We start from the raw sequence: 19,005 nt of genomic DNA, 5'->3' as shown, positions 1-19,005 counted from the left end.
ACAAGCCGCTTCGCGCCGGCCACCTGGCCGCACAACGGCGCCGATACCCAAGTCGGCCGACGATCCCCGATCCTGCCCCCCTGTGGAGCCGCGACAGGCGTCTGCATAGCGCCTATCGCGGCCGAAATCGGGCCTGCACGGCCTTGAACGAGCAACGGAAAACCCGCCCCATCCTGCCGACCGGGGGATACGCTCCGCCACTACACCCGGCCATGCCGGACGCACGCACGCACGCACGATGCGGCACAAAAAAAGCGACCGGTCAGGTCGCTTTTTTGCATGACGCAGATACACGATACACCCGCTCCCGCTACAGCGGATGCGCCGGATCCAGCAGGCCGTACTGCGTCGCCAGGCGCGCCAGCGCGATGCTGTCGTGGATGCCGACCTTCTCGAACAGCCGCGCCTTGTGCGTGTTGACCGTCTTGGCGCTGAGGCTCAAACGCTTGGCGATGTCTTCCTGGCGCAGCCCGCGGGTCAGCAGCATTGCGACTTCCAGCTCGCGCGGAGACAGCGCATCGAATGGCGAACCGCCGCCTTCCAGATTGGCCAGCGCCAGGTTCTGCGCGATGTTGGCGCCTAGGTAGCGCTTGCCGATCGCCACGTCGCGTACCGCGCGCAGCAACTCCTGCGCGTCGCCCGCCTTGCCCACATAGCCGGACGCACCGGCCTCGAGCAGGCGCTTGGGCAATGGGCCGTCTTCCAGCACCGACACGATGATGACCTTGGTCCCGTGATCGCCCTTGATGATGCGTTCGGTGACCTCGAGTCCGCTGACACCCGGCATGTGCAGATCGCAGAGCACGATGTCCGGCTTCAGCTGGCGGATCTGCGGCATCGCGGCCTCGCCGCTCTCGGCCTCACCGACGATTTCGATATCGATCTGATTCGAAAGGATCAGCTTCATGCCGGTACGGACAAGAGCGTGATCGTCGACCAAAAAAACTCTAATGGCCATCTCGTATAACCCCAACGCAGCGAACGCCGCACGATCAGACTAGCGGCGTGAATTGTTCAGGGCAACCGAAAATTGTAGACAAAATCATCCTGAATCGCCCAGGGTTTTGAGCAGGCTCGACCCTCTGAGAGGATTGCGTCATGAGCAGGTCGAACAAGTTCTCACCCGAGGTGCATGAGCCGAGGTGCATGAGCGGGCGATGAGGAAGCTGCAGGAGAACCGCGGGGAGTACGCATCGACACTAGCGGTCTTTTCTGCCTTGCATTGTTCACCGCGGTCGATGCCCGCAGCCAAGCAACTTGCGGGCCGCGTCGCGTCGGCCACAAGCCTCGGCCAGGCCAACGTCGGGATAGCCCATCCCGGACACCACCGGACGCCGGGCAACAAAAAGCCCGCATTTCTGCGGGCTTTCTGGACTTCCTCGGACCTTGCAGCAGTCCCTTGAATTGGTCGGGGTAGCCGGATTCGAACCGACGACCACTAGTCCCCCAGACTAGTGCGCTACCAGGCTGCGCTATACCCCGGTAAAAACGTCCGCCGTTGCGGCGGCTCCGCCTCGTGGCGAGTTGTCGATTATAGCGGGATCGGCGCGGCCATTCCTAGCCGCTTGCGCCGCTGTCGCTCAGCGCCGCAGCAACTGCAGCACTTCTTCCAGTTCCTGCCGCACCTGCTTGATGATCTGGTTGCTCAGCGCCGACTCCTGCCGCGCGCCCTCGCCTTCCAGGCGCAGCCGCGCGCCGCCGATGGTATAGCCCTGTTCGTACAGCAGGCTGCGGATCTGCCGCACCATCAGCACGTCGTGGCGCTGGTAGTAGCGGCGGTTGCCGCGGCGCTTGACCGGTTCCAGGCTGGGAAATTCGGTTTCCCAGTAGCGCAGCACGTGCGGTTTGACGTCGCACAGCTCGCTGACCTCACCGATGGTGAAGTAGCGCTTGGCCGGAATCGGCGGAAGTTCGCGGTTACTGCCCGGATCCAGCATAAGCCTCCACTCGCTCCTTGAGCTTCTGTCCCGGGCGGAAGGTCACCACCGTCCGCGCCGAGATCGGGATTTCTTCGCCGGTCTTGGGATTGCGACCGGGCCGTTGGTTCTTGCGGCGCAGATCGAAGTTGCCGAAGCCGGACAGCTTCACCTGCCGCCCCTGCTCCAGCGCATCGCGCAGCACATCGAAGAAAGCATCGACGAATTCCTTGGCCTCGCGCTTGTTCAGCCCGACTTCGTCGAACAACCGTTCGGCCATTTCCGCTTTGGTCAACGCCATTGCCCTGCCATCCCCTACGTCTCAGCCGCGAATCCGCGCATCGTGTTCGCGCGCCAGCGCCGCCACTGCGTCGGCGACCACGGCATCCACATCGCGATCCGTCAGAGTGCGCGAGTTGTCCTGCAAAATCAAGCCCATAGCGAGACTCTTGAAACCCGCCTCGACCCCCGGCCCGACGTAGCGGTCGAACAGCACCACCTCGCGCAGCAGCGGCCCGACCGCGCCGCGCACGCTGTCCGCCAGCGCCGACCAGGCCACCGCCTCCGGCACCAGGAAGGCCAGGTCGCGGCGCACCGACGGGAACCGCGACAGCTCGGCGGCACGCGGCAGCGCGCGCGCGGCCAGCGGCGCCAGATCCAGTTCGAAGCCGAGCACGTCCACGTCGATCTGCAGCGCCTGCAGCAGGCGCGGATGCAGCTGGCCGATCCAGCCGATCCGCGCGCCATCGCGGTACACGTCGGCGGCACGGGTCGGATGCGCGAACGGCAGCGCCGACGGACGGTAGTCCAGGCGCGCGCCGGCGGCGCTGGCCAGCGCGTCCAGGTCGCCCTTCAGGTCGTGGAAGTCGACCTTGCGCGCCGGCAAGCCCCACTGCAGCGCGTCGGCATCGCCGCACACCGCCGCCGCCACGCGCTGCGTTTCCGCCGGCGCCGCGCCGGCGGTTGCGGCCGCCGCGAACACCTTGCCCAGTTCGAACAGGCGCACCCGCCCGGCCTGCCGGGCGACGTTGCGGCCCAGCGCCGCGACCAGTCCGGGCAACAGCGACGGGCGCATCACCGCCAGCTCGGCGCTGAGCGGATTGGCCAGCGCCACGACGCGCCCCTCATCCAGGCCCCACTGGTCGAGCAGGGCCGCATCGACGAAGGCATAGTTGATGGTTTCCAGCAGCGCGCGCGCGACCAGCTGGCGGCGCACGCTCAGTTCGTCCAGCTGCGTCTCGCTGCCCATGGCGATGCGCGAGGCACCGCCCGGCAGCGTGGTCGGCAGCCGGTCGTAGCCGTGGATGCGCGCCAGCTCCTCGATCAGGTCCTCTTCCAGGGCGATGTCGAAGCGGCGGCTGGGCGCGGTGACCTGCCAGCCGTTGGCGGCCGCGGCGACCTGCATGCCCAGCGCGCGCAGGATGCGCTCGACTTCGGCGTCGGCGATCTGGATGCCGAGCACGCGCACGATGCGCGCGCGGCGCAGCGCAATCGGCGCCGGCATCGGCAGGTGCTCGCGCAACTCGGCCTCGACCACCGGACCAGCGCGGCCGCCGGCCAGCTCCAGTACCAGCCGCGTCGCCAGTTCCAGCGCCGGCCGCGGCAGCGCCGGATCCACGCCGCGCTCGAAGCGGTGGCCGGCATCGGTGTGCAGGCCGAGCCTGCGGCCGCGGCCCATGATCGCCGCCGGTGCGAAATGCGCCGCTTCCAGGAACACGTGCCGGGTCGCATCGGTGACGCGGGTGTCGTACCCGCCCATCAGTCCGGCCAGGGCGACCACGCGATCGCCGTCAGTGACGGCCAGGAAGCCGTCGTCGAGCGTGGTATGGCGGCCGTCGAGCAGTTTCAGCGTCTCGCCAGCGCGCGCGCGGCGCACGCCGACCGGGCCGTGCAGCGTCTCCAGGTCGAAGGCATGCATCGGCTGGCCCAGTTCCAGCATCACGTACTGGGTGATATCGACCAGCAGCGACACCGGACGCACGCCGCTGCGGCGCAGGCGCTCGGCCATCCACAGCGGCGTCTTCGCCGCCGGGTCGAGATCCTCGACGACGCGGCCGCAATAGCGCGGCGCAGCGCCGCCCGCCTGCAGGCGCACCTCCAGGCGGCGCTCGCTGGCGACGGCGACCGGCGCGGCCGTGAACGGCAGCACTGCGCTGGCGCAGGCCGCGGCCACGTCGTAGGCGATGCCGCGCACGCCGAAGCAGTCGGCGCGGTTCGGGGTCAGCTTGATCTCGATGCTGGCGTCGGGCAGACCCAGATAGTCGGCCAGCGCCTGACCGATCGGCGCATCGTCGGGCAGTTCGAACAGGCCCGACGCGTCGCTGTCCAGGCCCAGTTCCTTGGCCGAACACAGCATGCCGTTGGACTCGACGCCGCGCAGCTTGGCCGCCTTGATCGCGATGCCGCCGACCTGGGCGCCGACCAGCGCCAGCGGCGCGACCAGCCCGGCGCGCGCGTTCGGCGCGCCGCACACGATCTGCAACAGGGCGCCCTGCCCGGCATCGACCTGGCACACCTGCAGGCGGTCGGCCTCCGGATGCCGCACCGCTTCGACGATGCGCGCCACCACCACCTGCTGCAGCGATTCGCCGAGCGGCGTGACCTCCTCGACCTCCAGGCCGATGGCGGTCAGGGTCGCGGCCAGTTCATCGCGCGTGGCCTGGGTGGGAACGTGGCTGCGCAGCCAGTTTTCGCTGAATTTCATTGAGGGGCCGGGAATCGAGAATGGGGAATGGGGAATGGAAGAGCGGTTTACTGGAACGGATGGAGATGCGGGAAACGAGCTTCAGCCTTGCTTTTACCCATTCCCGATTCCCGTTTCCCGACTCCCAGCCTCAAGCGAACTGCCTGAGGAACCGCACATCGTTCTCGAAGAACGCGCGCAGGTCGTTGACGCCGTAGCGCAGCATCGCGAAGCGTTCCACGCCCATGCCGAAGGCGAAGCCGGTGTAGCGTTCCGGATCGATGCCGACGCTGCGCAGCACGTTCGGGTGGACCATGCCGCAGCCGAGCACTTCCAGCCAGCGGGTGCTGCCGTCGGGCTGCTGCCAGGCGATGTCCACTTCCGCGCCGGGTTCGACGAACGGGAAATAGCTGGGGCGGAAGCGCATCTCGAAATCGCGCTCGAAGAACGCGCGTACGAACTCGGACAGGGTGCCCTTGAGGTCGGCGAAGGTCGAGTGCTCGTCGACCAGCAGGCCTTCGACCTGATGGAACATCGGCGAATGGGTCTGGTCGCTGTCGCTGCGGTAGACCTTGCCGGCGGCGATCATGCGCAGCGGCGGCGCGCCGCCACTCTCGACAAGCCGGCCCATGTAGCGCACCTGCACCCCGGAGGTATGGGTGCGCAGCAGGCGCCGGTCGCCGCTGCCGTCATCGGCGATGTAGAAGGTGTCGTGCATCGCCCGCGCCGGATGGTGCGGCGGAAAGTTCAGCGCCTCGAAGTTGTGCCAGTCGTCCTCGATCTCCGGGCCGTCGGACAGCTCGTAGCCGAGCCGCGCGAAGATCTCGGTGATGCGCTCCAGCGTGCGCGTGACCGGGTGCAGCCCGCCGCGCTCGCCGCGCCGGCCCGGCAGGGTCACGTCGATGCGCTCGGCCGCCAGGCGCGCATCCAGCGCCGCGGTTTGCAGCAGCGCGCGACGCGCGGCCAGCGCCGCGGAGACCGCATCGCGCGCCTGGTTGATCGCCTCGCCGGCCAGCTTGCGCTGCTCGGGCGGCAGCGCGCCGAGCTGTTTCAGCTGCGTGGTGATGCTGCCGCTCTTGCCGAGCAGCGCGACCCGCAGCTGCTCCAGCGCTTCGGGACTGGCCGCCGCGGCGATGTCCGCCAGCGCCTGTCCGCTCAGGGATTGGATCTCGTTCATTGCACTCGCGCCTCACTTCAGCCGACCACCCGATCCGCATCTTTTGCTCGGGAAACCTCCCGCAAGTGGGATACATCTCACTTGCGACAGGCACAAAACGCAAAAAGGGGAAGGACTCGCGCCCTTCCCCTGCATGTCTGCTATTTCCCTGCTGTTGTTCAACAGTCCGCACATGGATGTGCGGGCCGTTGCAGAGGGACCTGCATTATGCCGCCAGCGCGCCCTTTGCCTTCTCCGCCAAGGCGGCAAAGCCCTGCGCGTCGTGCACGGCGATGTCCGCCAGCACCTTGCGATCCAGGGTGATGCCGGCCTTGAGCAGGCCGTTCATGAAACGGCTGTAGCTCAGGCCATTGATGCGGGCCGCCGCGTTGATGCGGGTGATCCACAGCGAACGGAACACGCGCTTCTTCTGCTTGCGGCCGATGTAGGCGTACTGCTGCGCCTTGATCACCGCCTGCTTGGCGACGCGGAAGACCTTGCGACGGGCGTTGTAGTAGCCCTTGGCCAGGTTCAGAACTTTCTTGTGACGACGGCGTGCCTGGACGCCACGTTTTACTCGAGCCATGGTTCAGTCCTCAGAGGTAAGGCAGCATACGGTCAAGACGGCCAGCGTCCTCGGCACGAACATGGTTCGTCTGCCGCAGATTGCGCTTCCGCTTGGTCGCTTTCTTGGTGAGGATATGGCTACGGTTGGCGTGGCCGCACTTGTATTTGCCGGAGGCGGTCTTGCGGAAGCGCTTGGCCGCCGCCCGGTTGGTCTTGATCTTGGGCATTGCAATGTCCTTGATGGTGTTTTGTCACTGGTCAGGGCGGTGGCCGCGCCACGCTTTCCGTCCGTGCCCGTACCGGCTTGTAAGCCCTCGATCCTCAAAGAATCGGGGCGGGTCCTATTGCCGCGTTGACGGCAAACCCGATGCACCGGGCCGCGCAGTATGCCAGGGCTTGGAATGCCTTGCAAATCATGTATTTCGATCCGGGCGCGTGGCGCCGGGAATCGAAAATCGAAAATCGAAAAGGCTGCGGCATCGGCGGGTACTTGTCGCACCATCAGACTGGGAAGCGCTCGCAGCGTGCTGCCGCCTCGAACGGATACCGGCCTGGCCCTGCGTGCCGCACCGGACGGGCACGGCGGGCGACTTGCCCCCAGGCAGCGGGTAGCCACGCGCCTCCACCGCCAGGCGGCGGCAGGAAGCGACGATCGGAAAACGCATACGGGCGCCAGCAGGCGCCCGGGGGCGGCCGCGCCCCCGCGCGAGGCGGGGCGCGATCCTGACGCGCTGCGGTCAGCGCTTCTTCGGCGCGATCATCATCACCATCTGCCGGCCTTCCAGGCGCGGACGCGATTCGATGACGATGTCTTCGCCGAGGTCGGCCTCGATCCGCGACGCCATTTCGCGCCCGAGTTCCTGGTGGCTCATCTCGCGGCCACGGAAGCGGATGTTGACCTTGACCTTGTCGCCCTCCTCGAGGAAGCGGCGCATGTTGCGCAGCTTGATCTGGTAATCGCCCTCGTCCGTGACCGGACGGAACTTGATTTCCTTGATCTCGACCTGCTTGGTCTTCTTCTTGGCTTCGTTGGCCTTCTTCTGCTGCTCGAACTTGAACTTGCCGAAGTCCATGATCTTGCAGACCGGCGGATCGGCCTGCGGCTGGATCTCGACCAGGTCGAGCCCATCCTCTTCGGCCAGCGCCAGCGCTTCGTCGCGGGTCAGCACGCCGACCATCTCGCCGTCCTTGCCGATCACGCGAACGCGCGGGACGCGGATCTCTTGGTTCTTACGGTTCTGTTTGTTGTCAGGGGTACTGATGTTGCAATCTCCCAGGGGAATCGGACCGACGTGGACGGAGGCTCCGCCCGCATCGGGGTTGTCTTACGCCAGTTGCTCGGCGCGCAGCCGTTCGGCGAAGGCGGCAACCGACATGGTTCCCAGATCCTCCCCCGATCGCGTGCGGACTGCAATGGCGCCGTTTTCCTTCTCGCGGTCGCCCGCCACCAGCAGGTACGGCACCCGCTGCAGCGTGTGTTCGCGAATCTTATAGCCGATTTTTTCGTTCCGCAAATCGGCCTCGATGCGGAAGCCTTGATTTGCAAGGAGTTTCCGCACGCTGTCTACATAGTCGGCCTGCGCATCGGTGATGTTCATCACCATTGCCTGCACCGGCGACAGCCAGGCCGGGAACGCGCCGGCATGGTGCTCGATCAGGATCCCGATGAATCGCTCCATCGAGCCGACGATGGCCCGGTGCAGCATGACCGGGGTTTGGCGCTGGCTCTGCTCGTCCACGTACTCGGCGCCGAGGCGCTCGGGCATGAAGTAGTCGACCTGCATGGTGCCCAGCTGCCAGGTGCGGCCGATCGCGTCCTTCAGGTGGTACTCGATCTTGGGCGCGTAGAAGGCGCCCTCGCCCGGCAGCTCCTCCCATTCCACGTTCACCGCGCGCAGCGCGCGGCGCAGCGTCTCCTCGGTGCGGTCCCAGAATTCGTCGGTACCGATGCGCTTGTCCGGGCGCAGCGCCAGCTTCACCGAAATGTCGGAGAAGCCGAAATCCGCATAGACTTTCAGCGCCTGCAGGTGGAAGGCGGTGACCTCGGACTCGATCTGCTCTTCGGTGCAGAAGATGTGGCCATCGTCCTGGGTGAAACCGCGCACGCGCAGGATGCCGTGCAGCGCGCCGGACGGCTCGTTGCGGTGGCAGGCGCCGAACTCGCCGTAGCGGATCGGCAGGTCGCGGTAGCTGTGCAGGCCCTGGTTGAACACCTGCACGTGGCCCGGGCAGTTCATCGGCTTGACCGCGTAGGTGCGCTTCTCCGACTCGGTGAAGAACATGTTGTCCTGGTAGTTGTCCCAGTGGCCGGACTTCTGCCACAGCGACACGTCCAGGATCTGCGGGCAGCGCACCTCGCCGTAGCCGCTGGCGCGGTACACCTTGCGCATGTACTGCTCGACCACCTGCCAGATCGACCAGCCCTTCGGATGCCAGAACACCAGGCCCGGACCCTCTTCCTGCAGATGGAACAGGCCCTGCTGCTTGCCGATCTTGCGATGGTCGCGCTTGTCCGCTTCCTCCATGCGCAGGATGTAGGCGTCCAGCTGCTTCTTGTCGGCCCAGGCGGTGCCGTAGATGCGCTGCAGCTGCTCGTTCTTGGCATCGCCGCGCCAGTAGGCGCCGGAGATGCGGGTCAGCTTGAACGCCTTGAGGAAGCGCGTGTTGGGCACGTGCGGGCCGCGGCACATGTCCACGTATTCCTGGTGGTAGTACAGGCCCATCGCGGTGACGTCGTCGGCCATGTCCTCGATCAGGCGCAGCTTGTAGTCCTCGCCGCGCTGGCGGAACAGTTCGATCGTCTCGGCGCGCGGGGTGACCTTCTTGACCACGTCGTAGTCCTGCGCGATCAGCTCCTGCATGCGCTTCTCGATCGCCGCCATGTCCTCGGGGGTGAACGGGCGCTCGCTGTAGATGTCGTAGTAGAAACCTTCGGCGATGACCGGGCCGATCACCATCTTGACCTCGGGGTACAGCTGCTTGACCGCATGGCCGACCAGGTGCGCGCAGGAGTGGCGGATGATCTCCACGCCCTCGGCGTCCTTGGCGGTGATGAGGCGCAGGCTGGCGTCATGGTCGATGAGGTCGCAGGCATCGACCAGGCGGCCGTCGACCTGGCCGGCGATGGTCGCCTTGGCCAGGCCCGGGCCGATGGACTGGGCCACGTCCATGGGACTGACGGGGTGTTCGAATTCGCGGCGGCTGCCGTCGGGGAGCGTGATCGTGATCATGGGAATCGGCAAGAAGGGGAGCGAGACGGATCGGGCGTTTCCCGCGCCGCGCCGGAAGCCGGCGGCGCAAGGCGCGGGATACAAAGAAGGCGCCACAAGGGCGCCTGCTCGGACAGCCTTGGACGGGGTTTCATGCTGGGGCGATGGTAGTGCTCATGTCGCACGCTCGGCCGGCGTTGCCGCGGGCCACCCGTAGTTCCGCATTGAAGAATTACCAAATGGTAACCCATTTGGCGGAATTGTGAATTCGCACCGTCGGCAACGCCGCTGCCGCCGCGAATCCCGAATCCCGAATCCCGAATCCCGAGCCTACGCTGCGCCGCAGCAGGTGCTCTTCCGTACGCCATGGCATGCTTCGAGCTGTTTCCCTGCACTGCGAGCGCCGTCATCAAAGGCAAGGCCACATCGCTCGATATCGCCTATCTGGCGGGCGTATCGCAGCCCACCGTGTCGCGCGCACTGCGCGGCAGCCCGGCGGTCAACGAGCAGACCCGGCGCAAGATCCTGGCGATCGCCAACGCGCTGAACTACAAGGTCGACAAGCACGCCTCCAGCCTGCGCCTGCGCAATGCCGGCACCCTGGCGCTGCTGTTCTTCGAAGACCCGACCACCGACGATTCGCTGATCAACCCGTTCTTCCACGCGATGCTGGGCTCGATCACCCGCGCCTGCGCGCGCCACGGCTACGACCTGCTGGTGTCGTTCCAGCAGCTGTCGGACAACTGGCGCGCCGACTACGGCGACAGCCAGAAGGCCGATGGCCTGATCCTGCTCGGCTACGGCGACTACCTGCAGGCGCAGCAGCGGCTGCAGCACCTGGTCGAGCAAGGCACCCACTTCGTGCGCTGGGGCGCGGTGCTGCCCGGGCAGCCGGGGGTGTCGATCGGCAGCGACAACTTCCAGGGCGGCCACGACATCACCGCGCACCTGCTGCAACAGGGTTGCCGGCGCGTCGCCTTCCTCGGCGACGCCTCGAACCACTATCCCGAATTCCTCGAGCGCTACCGCGGCCATGCCCAGGCGCTGCGCACGGCCGGATCGGACATCGTGCCCGGCCTGCAGCTGGATGCGATCACCACCGAGCAATCCGGCTACGAAGCGGCCTTGGCGCTGCTGCGCGGCGGCGAACGCTTCGACGCGGTGTTCGCCGCCAGCGACCTGATCGCGATCGGCGCATTGAAGGCGCTGCGCGAACACGGCCTGCGTGTGCCCGAGGACGTGGCCCTGGCCGGCTTCGACGACATCCCGATCGCCGCCTGCGTGGCGCCGGCGCTGTCGACGGTGCAGCAGGACACCAAGCTGGCCGGCGCGGTGCTGGTCGAGACCCTGCTGGCGCAGATCGCCGGGCAGCCGGTCGCCAGCCGCACCCTGCCGGTGACGCTGGCGCTGCGCGGTTCCTCGCTGCGCAGCTGAGCGCTTGCCGGCCGGCGAACGCGGCCGCCACCGCAGCATTTCCGCCTCCAGAACGTGCCCGCGCGCCGCGGCCGGATTTTGCTTACGAAAGCAGAATGATTATCATCCGCGAGAGAGCGTCGCGGACTGCCGCGGCTGCACGCCGCCGCCTGGAACGCCGATGCCCCCTGCCCGTCCCGCTTCCCACCCGACCTCCCCGCTCCCGACCACAGCCGCCTCACGCCGCAGGCAGGTGCGGTCGGCAGCGTGGATCGGCGCCCGATGAGCGTGACCATTGCCGGGATCGCCTTGGCCGCGGTGTGCGCGGCGCTGTCGGCGCTGGCTCTGTACGCGGGCTCGCCGAACTGCCGCCTGGCGCCGTTGCGGCGCCTGCGCCGGTTCGGCAACGGGCTGGGCCTGGCGCTGGCGATCGCCTCGCTGGTGGCCTGGATCGCGCAATTGGGCGTCGGCGCCGGGCTGTGCGCGATGCTCGCCAGCTGGATGCTGGCGCTGATGCTGGTACCGACCGTCGGCGCGCTGCGCGGCGATCCGGGCCACGGCGTGCGGAGCCGGCCGCGATGATGTGGAGCCGTGGACTGGCCGGGCTGATTGCCGGCTTCTTCCTCGCCACCGCGCTGACCGGCCTGGTCTGCTGGCTGCCGCCCGGGCCGTGGCAGCAGGCGCTGGTCCCCGCGCTGATCGCGTTCGTGCCGCTGTGGGTGGGCGTGGCGATCGGCGCCTTCGCGTTCGCCAGCGGCCGTCGCGCCTGGCTGTGGTTGAGCGCGCTGGCACTGGCCGGCTTCGCCCTGCTATGGGCGCTGAAGGCCCTGGGCTGGGCGCAATGAGGACATTCGCATGAAACTGCACGCCGCCACCCTGCGCACCTTCACCACGCTGCATACCTGGATGGGCCTGGTCGCCGGCTTCGCCTTGTTCGTGGCCTTCTACGCCGGCGCGATCACCGTGTTCCACCACGACCTGCCGCGCTGGCAATCGCAGCAGGTGGTGCCGGTACAGACCCTGGACGATGCGCAGCGCCTGCTCGACGCCACCCTGGCGCGGCATCCGCAAGCCAAGCCGATGCTCGGCATGCTGTTCCCCAGCAGCGAATTTCCCAAGGCGCTGATCTACTGGCCCGATGCCGAGGGCGTGTGGCAGATGGCCACGCTGGACGATCTGCAGGGCGGGCCGGACCTGCCGCAAGCAGGACTAGCCACGCTGGTCAACGAGCTGCACTACACGCTCGGCCTGCCGGTGGCCGGCATCTATCTGATGGGCATCGTCAGCCTGCTGTACGCGGTGGCGATCGTGTCCGGGGTGATCATCCATCTGCCGAAGCTGCTCAAGGACCTGTTCGCGCTGCGCCCGGGCCGCAATCTCAAGCAGTTCTGGCTGGACGCGCACAACGTGGTCGGGGTGCTGAGCCTGCCGCTGCACCTGATGTTCGCGGTGACCGGCGCGGTGCTGTGCCTGTCGCTGGTGCTGATGGCGGCGCTGAATCCGCTGGTCTTCGACGGCAAGCTGCCCGAGGCGGTGCCGGTGGCGATGGACACCGCGCCGGTGCGCAGCGCCAGCGGCGCGCCTGCGCCGGTGGGCACGCTGGCCGACTGGAACGCGCGCGCCGTCGCCGAGGCACGGCGGCAGGGCCTGCACGACTTCGAGCCGGTGTACATGAAGCTGCAGCACGCCGGCGACCGCAACGCCACGGTAGAGATCAGCGGCGAGTCGCCCGACACGCTGGGGCCGACCGGCACGGTGGCGCTGGACGCGGCCAGCGGCAAGGTGATCGCCACCCAGCTGCCCGGCCGCCGCGACGCCAACCACGCCACGCTGACCTCGGCCTACGCGCTGCATTTCGGCGAGTACGGCAATGCGCTGGTGCCGTGGCTGTACTTCCTGCTCGGCATCGGCGGCGCGTTCCTGTTCTATTCGGGCAACCTGTTGTGGATCGAATCGCGGCGCAAGCGCCGCCAGGCGCAGCAGGGCCGCGCGCAGATCAACATGGCGCGGGCCACGGTCGGCGTGTGCATCGGTCTGTGCGTGGCGATCTCGGCGGCGTTCGTCGCGGTGCAGGTGCTGGAACGCGCCGCGCCGGACGCGGTGGATGCCGGCATGCGCTGGACCTGCTTCGGCAGCTGGGCGCTGTGCGCGCTGTGGGCGGCGCTGCGCGCGCCGGCGCAGGCCGCGCGCGAGCTGCTGTGGACCGCGGCCGCGGTGACCGCGGCGATCCCCCTGGCGCACGGCCTGGCCAGCGGCTGGTGGATGTGGACCAGCGCCGCCGCCGGGCAATGGCCGTTGTTCTGGGTCGACGGCATGGCCGTGGCGATGGCGGTCGGCTTCGCCGCATTGGCGCGCGCCACCGCGCGCCGTGCACGGCATGGCGAACCGAACAGCGTGTGGGCCGAGCCGCAGCCGGCGGCGGCGTGAACACCGCCAGCTTCTTGTAGGCGGCTTCAGCCGCGACGAACGGCGCAGTCCAGTCACCCAGCTTCGGAAGCAGTCGGGACTGAAGTCCCTCCCACAGTGCACCCAGCCGGCTCGCCGCAGGTCCCTGTGGGACTTCAGTCGCGACGCTTTATCGATAAAGCGTTGCGGCCAAGGCCCGTTCTACAAGAACAAGCATCAAGGGAGACGCTATTGCGACGACGCCACGCCGTCCTTGGCCGCCATCAGCCAATCCAGCCGCGCGCGCAGGTCCGAACGCACGATCGGCGCGTCGGACAGGAACACGCGCACCCCGTGCGCCGGCACCTCGGCACGCAAGCGGTCCGCGACCTCGAGCGCGCTGCCGTCGAAGCCGTCGTGCCAGGTGCCCGGCTGCAGGTAGCGCCGCACTTGCAGCGTCTTCGGCGCGTCGCTCTTGTTCAGCAGCACCAAGGCGGTCTGGGTGCTGCCGGCATGCTGGAACACGCGATAGAACACCGCCTCGTCGCCGGACAGGCGCAGGTTGAGCTGCAGTCCGCGCTGCAGCGCCGGCGTGCGCTGGCGCAGCGTCGCGATGCGCTGCAACGGCGCGAAGATCGGGCTCTGCGGCGCGGCATCCACCCGCGCCTGGCCGAAATAGTTGCGACTGCCGGCATGTTCGGCACGGCCGCGCATGAAGCCGGTTTCCGAGCCGTAGTAGATCACCGGAATGCCACGCGCGGTGAACAACCAGTTGTGCGCGTCGATGAAGCCGGCATCGCTGGCGTCGAGCCGCGCCATGTCGTGGTTGTCGTAGAAGGTCATCAGCTCGTACGGGTTGGCGTACGGGCCGCGCTCCAGGTACAGCGGCGCCTGCAACTGCTCGAAGCCGCCGCGCGTATGCCCGAACACCGTGGACAGCGCCTGCTTCAACGGGAAATCCAGCACGCTGACCCCGGCGTTGCGCGCCCAGGTGTGCCCGGCGATCTTGCGCGCGTCGTAGTCGAAGGCCTCGCCGAACATGAACATGCCCGGCCGCTGCGCGCGGATGCGGCGCACGAATTCGTGCCAGAAACTGTCCGGCATCCAGCCGATGGTGTCGATGCGGAAGGCGTCGGCGCCCTGCTCCAGCCATTGCGAATAGGCCCCGACCAGATACTCCATCACCGCCGGATTACGCTCGTTGAAATCCGACAGCTCGGCCAGGCCGCCGCCGGTGTTGTAGAACGCGTGCAGCGGGTTGTGCGCCGGATCCAGCCTGGCCGGCGGCAGGTTCTGGTGGTCGGCGACGAGCGTGCCGTCGCGATCGAACACCTGGCCGAACATCGGCTGCCGCTTCGGCATCGTGTACGCTGGCGAGCCATGGTTGCCGACAATGTCCAGCACCACCTTCAACCGCTGCGCATGCATCGCCTGGGTGAAGCCGGCGAAATCCAGGCCCGGGCTGGGCAGGTGTTCGTCCAGCTTGTAGAAATTGACGCCCCAGTAGCCGTGGTAGCCGGTCTTGCCGCGATCGCTCAGGTTGCTGCCCCAGCTGATCGGCTTGCCGCCGGTGAACGCCTGGTCCGGGTTGTCGACGATCGGGGTGATCCATACCGCGCTGAAGCCCAGGCCGCGGAGATAGCCGGCATTGTCGACCACGCCCTTGAAGTCGCCGCCCAGGTAGCCGATGTTGTCGCTCTCGCCGGGCGGCGCCGGCAGCGGGATGTCGAAGCTGCGGTGCGCGCCGCCCTGGTCGCGGTGATCGTTGCCGGGATCGCCGTTGACGAAGCGGTCGGTGACCACGAAATACACCGCCTCGCTGGCGAACGGCTGCAGCGTGCCGTAATACTCCGCCGCGTCCTGCGCACGCGCCGATTGCGCGCAGGCGCCCAGCAAGGCCAGCGCCAGCAGCGAAATCCGATACGTCATTGTCTTGCTCCGGGTTCGGCGGGAACCCGCAGCACGCACAGCGCCGCCAGCAGCAGGCTGGCGCCGCCGATGCCCAGCGCGTACAGCGGGCGGCCGCCGAGCCAGTGCGTGAGCACGAAGCCGAGCACGCTGACCGCGACCAGCTGCGGGATCACGATGAAGAAATTGAAGATGCCCATGTACACGCCCATCTTCGCCGCCGGCACGCTGTCGGACAGCAAGGCATACGGCAGCGACAGGATCGAGGCCCAGGCGAAGCCCACGCCGAGCATCGACAGCAGTAGCCATTGCGGGTCGCGGATCCACAGGAACGACAGCAGGCCGGCCGCGCCCAGGCACAGGTTGAGCATGTGGCTGAAGCGCAGGCCGACTGAGCGCACCAGCAGCGGAATGGCGATCGCCGCCAGCGCGGCGAAACCGTTGTAAGCGCCGAACAGCACCCCGACCCAATTGGCGCCGTCGTTGTACGCCGCCGAGGCGGTGTCGGTGGCACCGTAGTGCGTCTGCGTCACCGCCGCGGTGGTGTAGATCCACATCGCGAACAGCGCGAACCACGAGAAGAACTGCACCCAGGCCAGGCGTCGCATCGCCTGCGGCATCGCCTGCACGTCGCGCATGATCGCGGCCAGCATGTGCTCGGGCCGCAGCCGCGGCGCCAGCCATCGCAACACTCCGTAGCCGGCGAACAAGCCCGCCAGCACGTACAGCATGCGGTCGCCGCCGCTGCCGAAGATCGCCGCCGCGCCGGCAAGGCCCAGTAGCAGCCAAATCGCCGCGGCGGCATCCGAACGCGGCATGGTTGTCGCGTGTTCGGCGGCGTGCGACGGCGGCGCGTCGTCGAACTCCTGCAGCGTTTCGGGCGGATACTCGCGCGTGCGCAGCACGGTCCAGCCGATGGACAGGAACAGCACCGCACCGCCCAGGTAGAACGCGTAGCGCACCGTGGCCGGCACGTGGCCGGGCCCGGCGGTATTGCTCACGCCCCACTGCGCCAGCAGCCACGGCAGCATGCTCGCCACCACCGCGCCCACGCCGATGAAGAAACTCTGCATCGCATAGCCGCTGGCGCGCTGGCGTTGCGGCAACTGGTCGCCGACGAAGGCGCGGAACGGTTCCATCGAAATGTTGATCGACGCATCCAGCACCCACAGCGTGCCGGCCGCCACCCACAGCGCCGGCGAGTTCGGCATCACCAGCAGCGCCAGCGTGGTGAACAGCGCGCCGACCATGAAATACGGGCGGCGCCGGCCGAAACGGTTCCAGGTTCGGTCGGACAGATGGCCGACGATCGGCTGCACGATCAGCCCGGTCAACGGCGCGGCGATCCACAGCCCCGGCACCTGCTCCATGTCCGCGCCCAGGGTCTGGAAGATGCGGCTGGCATTGGCGTTCTGCAGCGCGAAACCGAACTGGATGCCGAGGAAGCCGAAGCACATGTTCCAGATCTGCCAGAACGACAGCGCCGGCTTGGTGCGCGGCACCGTGCTCATCGGCGCACCTGTACGGCGCCGGCCGGCGCGATCAGCAGCGCGGCGATCTCGGCCGCATTGACCACGCCATCGGCGCCGCCCTGGCCGCCGGTATAGCGCGCGAAATGCTGCAGCGCGCTCATGTTGGCCGCAGGCGCCAGGCGGATGCGGCAGGCCTGTCCGGCCTTCAGCGCGAACACGGCGGCCGTGGAGTCCTGCTCGCCGACGCTGTGCGGCATCACCACCGGCATGCGCTGCGGCGCGGCAGCGCCGCATTGCAGCTGCAGTTGCTTCACCGCGGCGGTGACGCCGGTATTGATCGGGCCGTGCGCGTTGACGTAGCGCAGGCTCAGCCGGTACTCGCCATCGCGTGGCGCGGTCCAGCGCCAGTCGTCGCGCCCACTCAGGCGGACCGCGTCGCCGATGCAGACCGTGGGGCTGTGCAGCGACTCCCAATGCGCATCGCGGCGGGTCAGGCTCAGGCACTGCACGTACTCGCGCAACGGCAGGCGCGCGCCGTCGGCAGCGCCTGGCTGGCGCTGACCGTCGACGTACAGCACCGTGTCCGCGGCCGCCGCGATGCGCCAGCCCTGTGCATCGCGCTCGACGCGCGGCGCCATTGGTGCCAACGGGGCGAAAGCATCCGCAGCCACAAGCAGCGGCACCGGCGCACTCGCCGTGTCGCGCGCGACCAATTGCACGGTGGTCACGCCGTCATCGGTGCGCGTGTCGCCGGCCACCAGCAGGTCGCCGTGCAGCTGCGTGGGCCGCCGCAGCACGATGCGCCGGTCGCGCAGTTGCAGCGCGATCTCCTTGCGATCGCCGAACAGCATGGGCAGCAGACTGACCGGTAGCTTCGGCGCGACCCTGCCGTCGTCCTCCACGCCGAACACGCCTTCGATCACCATCGCCAGGTAGCCGGCCACCGACCACAGCTGCCGCGGCGAATTGACCACCGGCCCGCTGAGCGGACCATCGTCCACATGCGCGGCCTGGCTCAGGAATTCGTAGTTCTCCATGTTCGAGCCGGCCAGCGCGGCGCCGCGCAGCAGCGAGCGCACTTCGAAGGCGATGCGCGCGCTGTCGTCGGTATGCCGCGCCGCGCGCAGCGCATAGGCGCTGACGAACGGCCAGATCGCGCGGTTGTGGTAGATCGGCACGTCCTGCTGCTGCGGCCAGACCACCGGGCTGCCGGCCTCCACCGCCGGATAGCGCGCCAACGCCTGGCGTGCGCGCTCGCGCGGCAGCACGTCGGCCAGCACCGCCAGCGACAGGCCGAGCAGGTCGTAGCGTTCGTAGGCCACCGGATGCGCGGCGCTGCCGAGATAGCTGACGTAGGTGCCGCGGTCCTCGCGCCAGAAGCGCTGCGCGATCGCCTGTTTCAGCGCATCCGCCCAACCGGCATAGCGCGCCGCCGCCGCAGTGTCGCCCTGCTCGCCCGCCAGGCGCTCGCCCAGGCGCAGCGCCTGGTAGTGCAACACATTGGTGGACAGCGCGAACGACTCGGCGATGAAGCGCACGTCGTTGCGTGTCCAGGCCGGATAGGTCTGCTCGCGCCAGTCCAGGAACGAGGTCTCGCCCCGGTACAGGCCGAGGTGCGGATCGAACGCGAATTCGCGGTCCTGCGCCAGCGTCGCGTCGAGCACGGCACGGGTGTCGGCAGCGAACTGCGCATCGTCGAGCAGATGCCGCGCAGCCAGGAACCAGACCACGCGATCGCTGCTCACCGGCCAGCTGCCGCCGGAGCCGGTGTCCTGGGCCACGAACAGCCCGGGTCGCGCGTCCGCGCCGCGCATCGCCGACAGCTTGAAGCGCAGCGAGCGCCGCGTGCGCTCCGGATCCAGCCGCGCCAGTGCGAGATCGGCGGCATAACTGACGTCGCGGGTCCACACGTAGGGCCAGCGTTCGCCGGTCTGGTAGCAGTCGCACGGCAGCGGCTTGCCATGGTCGAAGGCGGGATCGCGGATCGCGTCCACCTGGTCGTCGCGCAATTCCTGCTGCGCCAGCGCGAACAACCCATCGAACAGCGGGCTGGCGGTCTCGCTGCGCAGCGGCTGCGCCGCCAGCGTGCGACTGCCCTGCGCCGAGGTCAGCACGAAGCCGCCATCGGCGGTGGCCGCGGCCTGCGCGGTCCGGCCGCGCCATTGCAACGACGTCTGCCACGCAGACACCGACACCGCAGCACCCAAGGTGGCGGCCAAGCAGATCATCTTCAGCATCGAAGCGGCGGACCGGCTCGCGCCCGTCGGCCTCCCTCCCTCTTTGCCTGCATTGTAGG

16 protein-coding genes and 1 tRNA gene are annotated in these 19,005 nt (G+C 68.2%); 4 read left to right on the top strand and 13 right to left on the bottom strand.

The window, feature by feature from the left end:
* Positions 1–310: 310 nt before the first annotated feature.
* The 10 genes from FZ025_RS18445 to thrS all read right to left on the bottom strand — a co-directional run bounded on the left by FZ025_RS18445 (position 311) and on the right by thrS (position 9,552).
* Positions 311–958 carry a response regulator gene (locus tag FZ025_RS18445; RefSeq protein ID WP_104558686.1) on the bottom strand — a complete coding sequence of 216 codons (648 nt, stop codon included), beginning with the start codon at positions 956–958 and terminating at the stop codon, positions 311–313.
* A gap of 447 nt (positions 959–1,405) precedes the next feature.
* A tRNA-Pro gene (locus tag FZ025_RS18440) sits at positions 1,406–1,482 on the bottom strand.
* A 98-nt stretch (positions 1,483–1,580) separates the two neighbouring features.
* Positions 1,581–1,937 carry a MerR family transcriptional regulator gene (locus tag FZ025_RS18435; protein WP_009597860.1) on the bottom strand — a complete coding sequence of 119 codons (357 nt, stop codon included), beginning with the start codon at positions 1,935–1,937 and terminating at the stop codon, positions 1,581–1,583.
* Complete coding sequence (locus FZ025_RS18430; protein ID WP_002811076.1) at positions 1,918–2,217, bottom strand: integration host factor subunit alpha; 300 nt, start codon at positions 2,215–2,217, stop codon at positions 1,918–1,920. Before FZ025_RS18430 ends, FZ025_RS18435 begins: the two co-directional genes overlap by 20 nt.
* Positions 2,218–2,238: 21 nt before the next feature.
* Positions 2,239–4,620 (bottom strand): phenylalanine--tRNA ligase subunit beta, encoded by a 2,382-nt coding sequence (pheT, locus tag FZ025_RS18425; RefSeq protein WP_046978918.1) that lies wholly within the window; start codon positions 4,618–4,620, stop codon positions 2,239–2,241.
* A gap of 130 nt (positions 4,621–4,750) precedes the next feature.
* Positions 4,751–5,776, bottom strand: a complete 1,026-nt coding sequence (pheS, locus tag FZ025_RS18420) for a phenylalanine--tRNA ligase subunit alpha (RefSeq protein ID WP_104558685.1) — start codon at positions 5,774–5,776, stop codon at positions 4,751–4,753.
* A 205-nt stretch (positions 5,777–5,981) separates the two neighbouring features.
* Positions 5,982–6,341: a 50S ribosomal protein L20 gene (gene rplT, locus FZ025_RS18415; RefSeq protein ID WP_003466653.1), complete on the bottom strand. Its 360-nt coding sequence runs from the start codon at positions 6,339–6,341 to the stop codon at positions 5,982–5,984.
* Between the two features lie 10 nt (positions 6,342–6,351).
* Entirely contained in the window at positions 6,352–6,549 is a 198-nt protein-coding gene (gene rpmI / locus FZ025_RS18410) for a 50S ribosomal protein L35 (RefSeq protein ID WP_002811096.1), read from the bottom strand.
* 510 nt (positions 6,550–7,059) lie between these two features.
* Entirely contained in the window at positions 7,060–7,599 is a 540-nt protein-coding gene (gene infC, locus FZ025_RS18405) for a translation initiation factor IF-3 (protein WP_080601535.1), read from the bottom strand.
* Positions 7,600–7,647: 48 nt separating this feature from the next.
* Positions 7,648–9,552: a threonine--tRNA ligase gene (gene thrS, locus FZ025_RS18400; protein WP_104558684.1), complete on the bottom strand. Its 1,905-nt coding sequence runs from the start codon at positions 9,550–9,552 to the stop codon at positions 7,648–7,650.
* A gap of 345 nt (positions 9,553–9,897) precedes the next feature.
* On the opposite strand from thrS, the gene FZ025_RS18395 reads away from it, so the two are divergent.
* The 4 genes from FZ025_RS18395 (at position 9,898) to FZ025_RS18380 (ending at position 13,371) form a co-directional block, all read left to right on the top strand.
* A complete protein-coding gene (locus tag FZ025_RS18395) occupies positions 9,898–10,965 on the top strand; it encodes a LacI family DNA-binding transcriptional regulator (RefSeq protein ID WP_104558683.1) in 1,068 nt (355 codons plus the stop codon).
* Positions 10,966–11,226: 261 nt separating this feature from the next.
* Entirely contained in the window at positions 11,227–11,526 is a 300-nt protein-coding gene (locus FZ025_RS18390) for a hypothetical protein (RefSeq protein ID WP_104558682.1), read from the top strand.
* Positions 11,526–11,789: a hypothetical protein gene (locus FZ025_RS18385; protein WP_046978211.1), complete on the top strand. Its 264-nt coding sequence runs from the start codon at positions 11,526–11,528 to the stop codon at positions 11,787–11,789. The genes FZ025_RS18390 and FZ025_RS18385 overlap by 1 nt, the downstream gene beginning before the upstream one ends.
* 10 nt (positions 11,790–11,799) lie before the next feature.
* Positions 11,800–13,371: a PepSY-associated TM helix domain-containing protein gene (locus FZ025_RS18380; protein WP_046978199.1), complete on the top strand. Its 1,572-nt coding sequence runs from the start codon at positions 11,800–11,802 to the stop codon at positions 13,369–13,371.
* Positions 13,372–13,578: 207 nt separating this feature from the next.
* Here FZ025_RS18380 and FZ025_RS18375 read toward each other — a convergent pair whose 3' ends face one another.
* From FZ025_RS18375 to FZ025_RS18365, 3 genes are read right to left on the bottom strand one after another with little or no spacing between them, the layout of a single operon-like run.
* A complete protein-coding gene (locus FZ025_RS18375) occupies positions 13,579–15,258 on the bottom strand; it encodes an alpha-amylase family glycosyl hydrolase (protein ID WP_046978200.1) in 1,680 nt (559 codons plus the stop codon).
* Positions 15,255–16,748 carry an MFS transporter gene (locus tag FZ025_RS18370; protein ID WP_046978201.1) on the bottom strand — a complete coding sequence of 498 codons (1,494 nt, stop codon included), beginning with the start codon at positions 16,746–16,748 and terminating at the stop codon, positions 15,255–15,257. The genes FZ025_RS18375 and FZ025_RS18370 overlap by 4 nt, the downstream gene beginning before the upstream one ends.
* Positions 16,745–18,946, bottom strand: a complete 2,202-nt coding sequence (locus FZ025_RS18365) for a glucosidase family protein (protein ID WP_046978202.1) — start codon at positions 18,944–18,946, stop codon at positions 16,745–16,747. Before FZ025_RS18365 ends, FZ025_RS18370 begins: the two co-directional genes overlap by 4 nt.
* Between the last annotated feature and the right edge of the window lie 59 nt (positions 18,947–19,005).

The sequence above is a fragment of the Xanthomonas hyacinthi genome (assembly GCF_009769165.1).
In the GTDB taxonomy this organism is placed as follows: domain Bacteria; phylum Pseudomonadota; class Gammaproteobacteria; order Xanthomonadales; family Xanthomonadaceae; genus Xanthomonas_A; species Xanthomonas_A hyacinthi.
The sequence above is the reverse complement of the archived record's forward strand: the minus strand, read 5'-3'. Positions and strand labels throughout refer to the sequence as shown.

Excerpts from the sequence above, each read along its gene's own strand:
- FZ025_RS18430 (WP_002811076.1), bottom strand. The coding sequence starts at position 2,217 with ATGGCGTTGACCAAAGCGGAAATGGCCGAACGGTTGTTCGACGAAGTC.
- FZ025_RS18445 (WP_104558686.1), bottom strand. The coding sequence starts at position 958 with ATGGCCATTAGAGTTTTTTTGGTCGACGATCACGCTCTTGTCCGTACC.
- rpmI (WP_002811096.1), bottom strand. The coding sequence starts at position 6,549 with ATGCCCAAGATCAAGACCAACCGGGCGGCGGCCAAGCGCTTCCGCAAG.
- pheS (WP_104558685.1), bottom strand. The coding sequence starts at position 5,776 with ATGAACGAGATCCAATCCCTGAGCGGACAGGCGCTGGCGGACATCGCC.
- FZ025_RS18385 (WP_046978211.1), top strand. The coding sequence starts at position 11,526 with ATGTGGAGCCGTGGACTGGCCGGGCTGATTGCCGGCTTCTTCCTCGCC.
- FZ025_RS18370 (WP_046978201.1), bottom strand. The coding sequence starts at position 16,748 with ATGAGCACGGTGCCGCGCACCAAGCCGGCGCTGTCGTTCTGGCAGATC.
- FZ025_RS18435 (WP_009597860.1), bottom strand. The coding sequence starts at position 1,937 with ATGCTGGATCCGGGCAGTAACCGCGAACTTCCGCCGATTCCGGCCAAG.
- FZ025_RS18365 (WP_046978202.1), bottom strand. The coding sequence starts at position 18,946 with ATGCTGAAGATGATCTGCTTGGCCGCCACCTTGGGTGCTGCGGTGTCG.
- FZ025_RS18375 (WP_046978200.1), bottom strand. The coding sequence starts at position 15,258 with ATGACGTATCGGATTTCGCTGCTGGCGCTGGCCTTGCTGGGCGCCTGC.
- FZ025_RS18395 (WP_104558683.1), top strand. The coding sequence starts at position 9,898 with ATGGCATGCTTCGAGCTGTTTCCCTGCACTGCGAGCGCCGTCATCAAA.
- FZ025_RS18380 (WP_046978199.1), top strand. The coding sequence starts at position 11,800 with ATGAAACTGCACGCCGCCACCCTGCGCACCTTCACCACGCTGCATACC.
- rplT (WP_003466653.1), bottom strand. The coding sequence starts at position 6,341 with ATGGCTCGAGTAAAACGTGGCGTCCAGGCACGCCGTCGTCACAAGAAA.
- FZ025_RS18390 (WP_104558682.1), top strand. The coding sequence starts at position 11,227 with ATGAGCGTGACCATTGCCGGGATCGCCTTGGCCGCGGTGTGCGCGGCG.
- pheT (WP_046978918.1), bottom strand. The coding sequence starts at position 4,620 with ATGAAATTCAGCGAAAACTGGCTGCGCAGCCACGTTCCCACCCAGGCC.
- thrS (WP_104558684.1), bottom strand. The coding sequence starts at position 9,552 with ATGATCACGATCACGCTCCCCGACGGCAGCCGCCGCGAATTCGAACAC.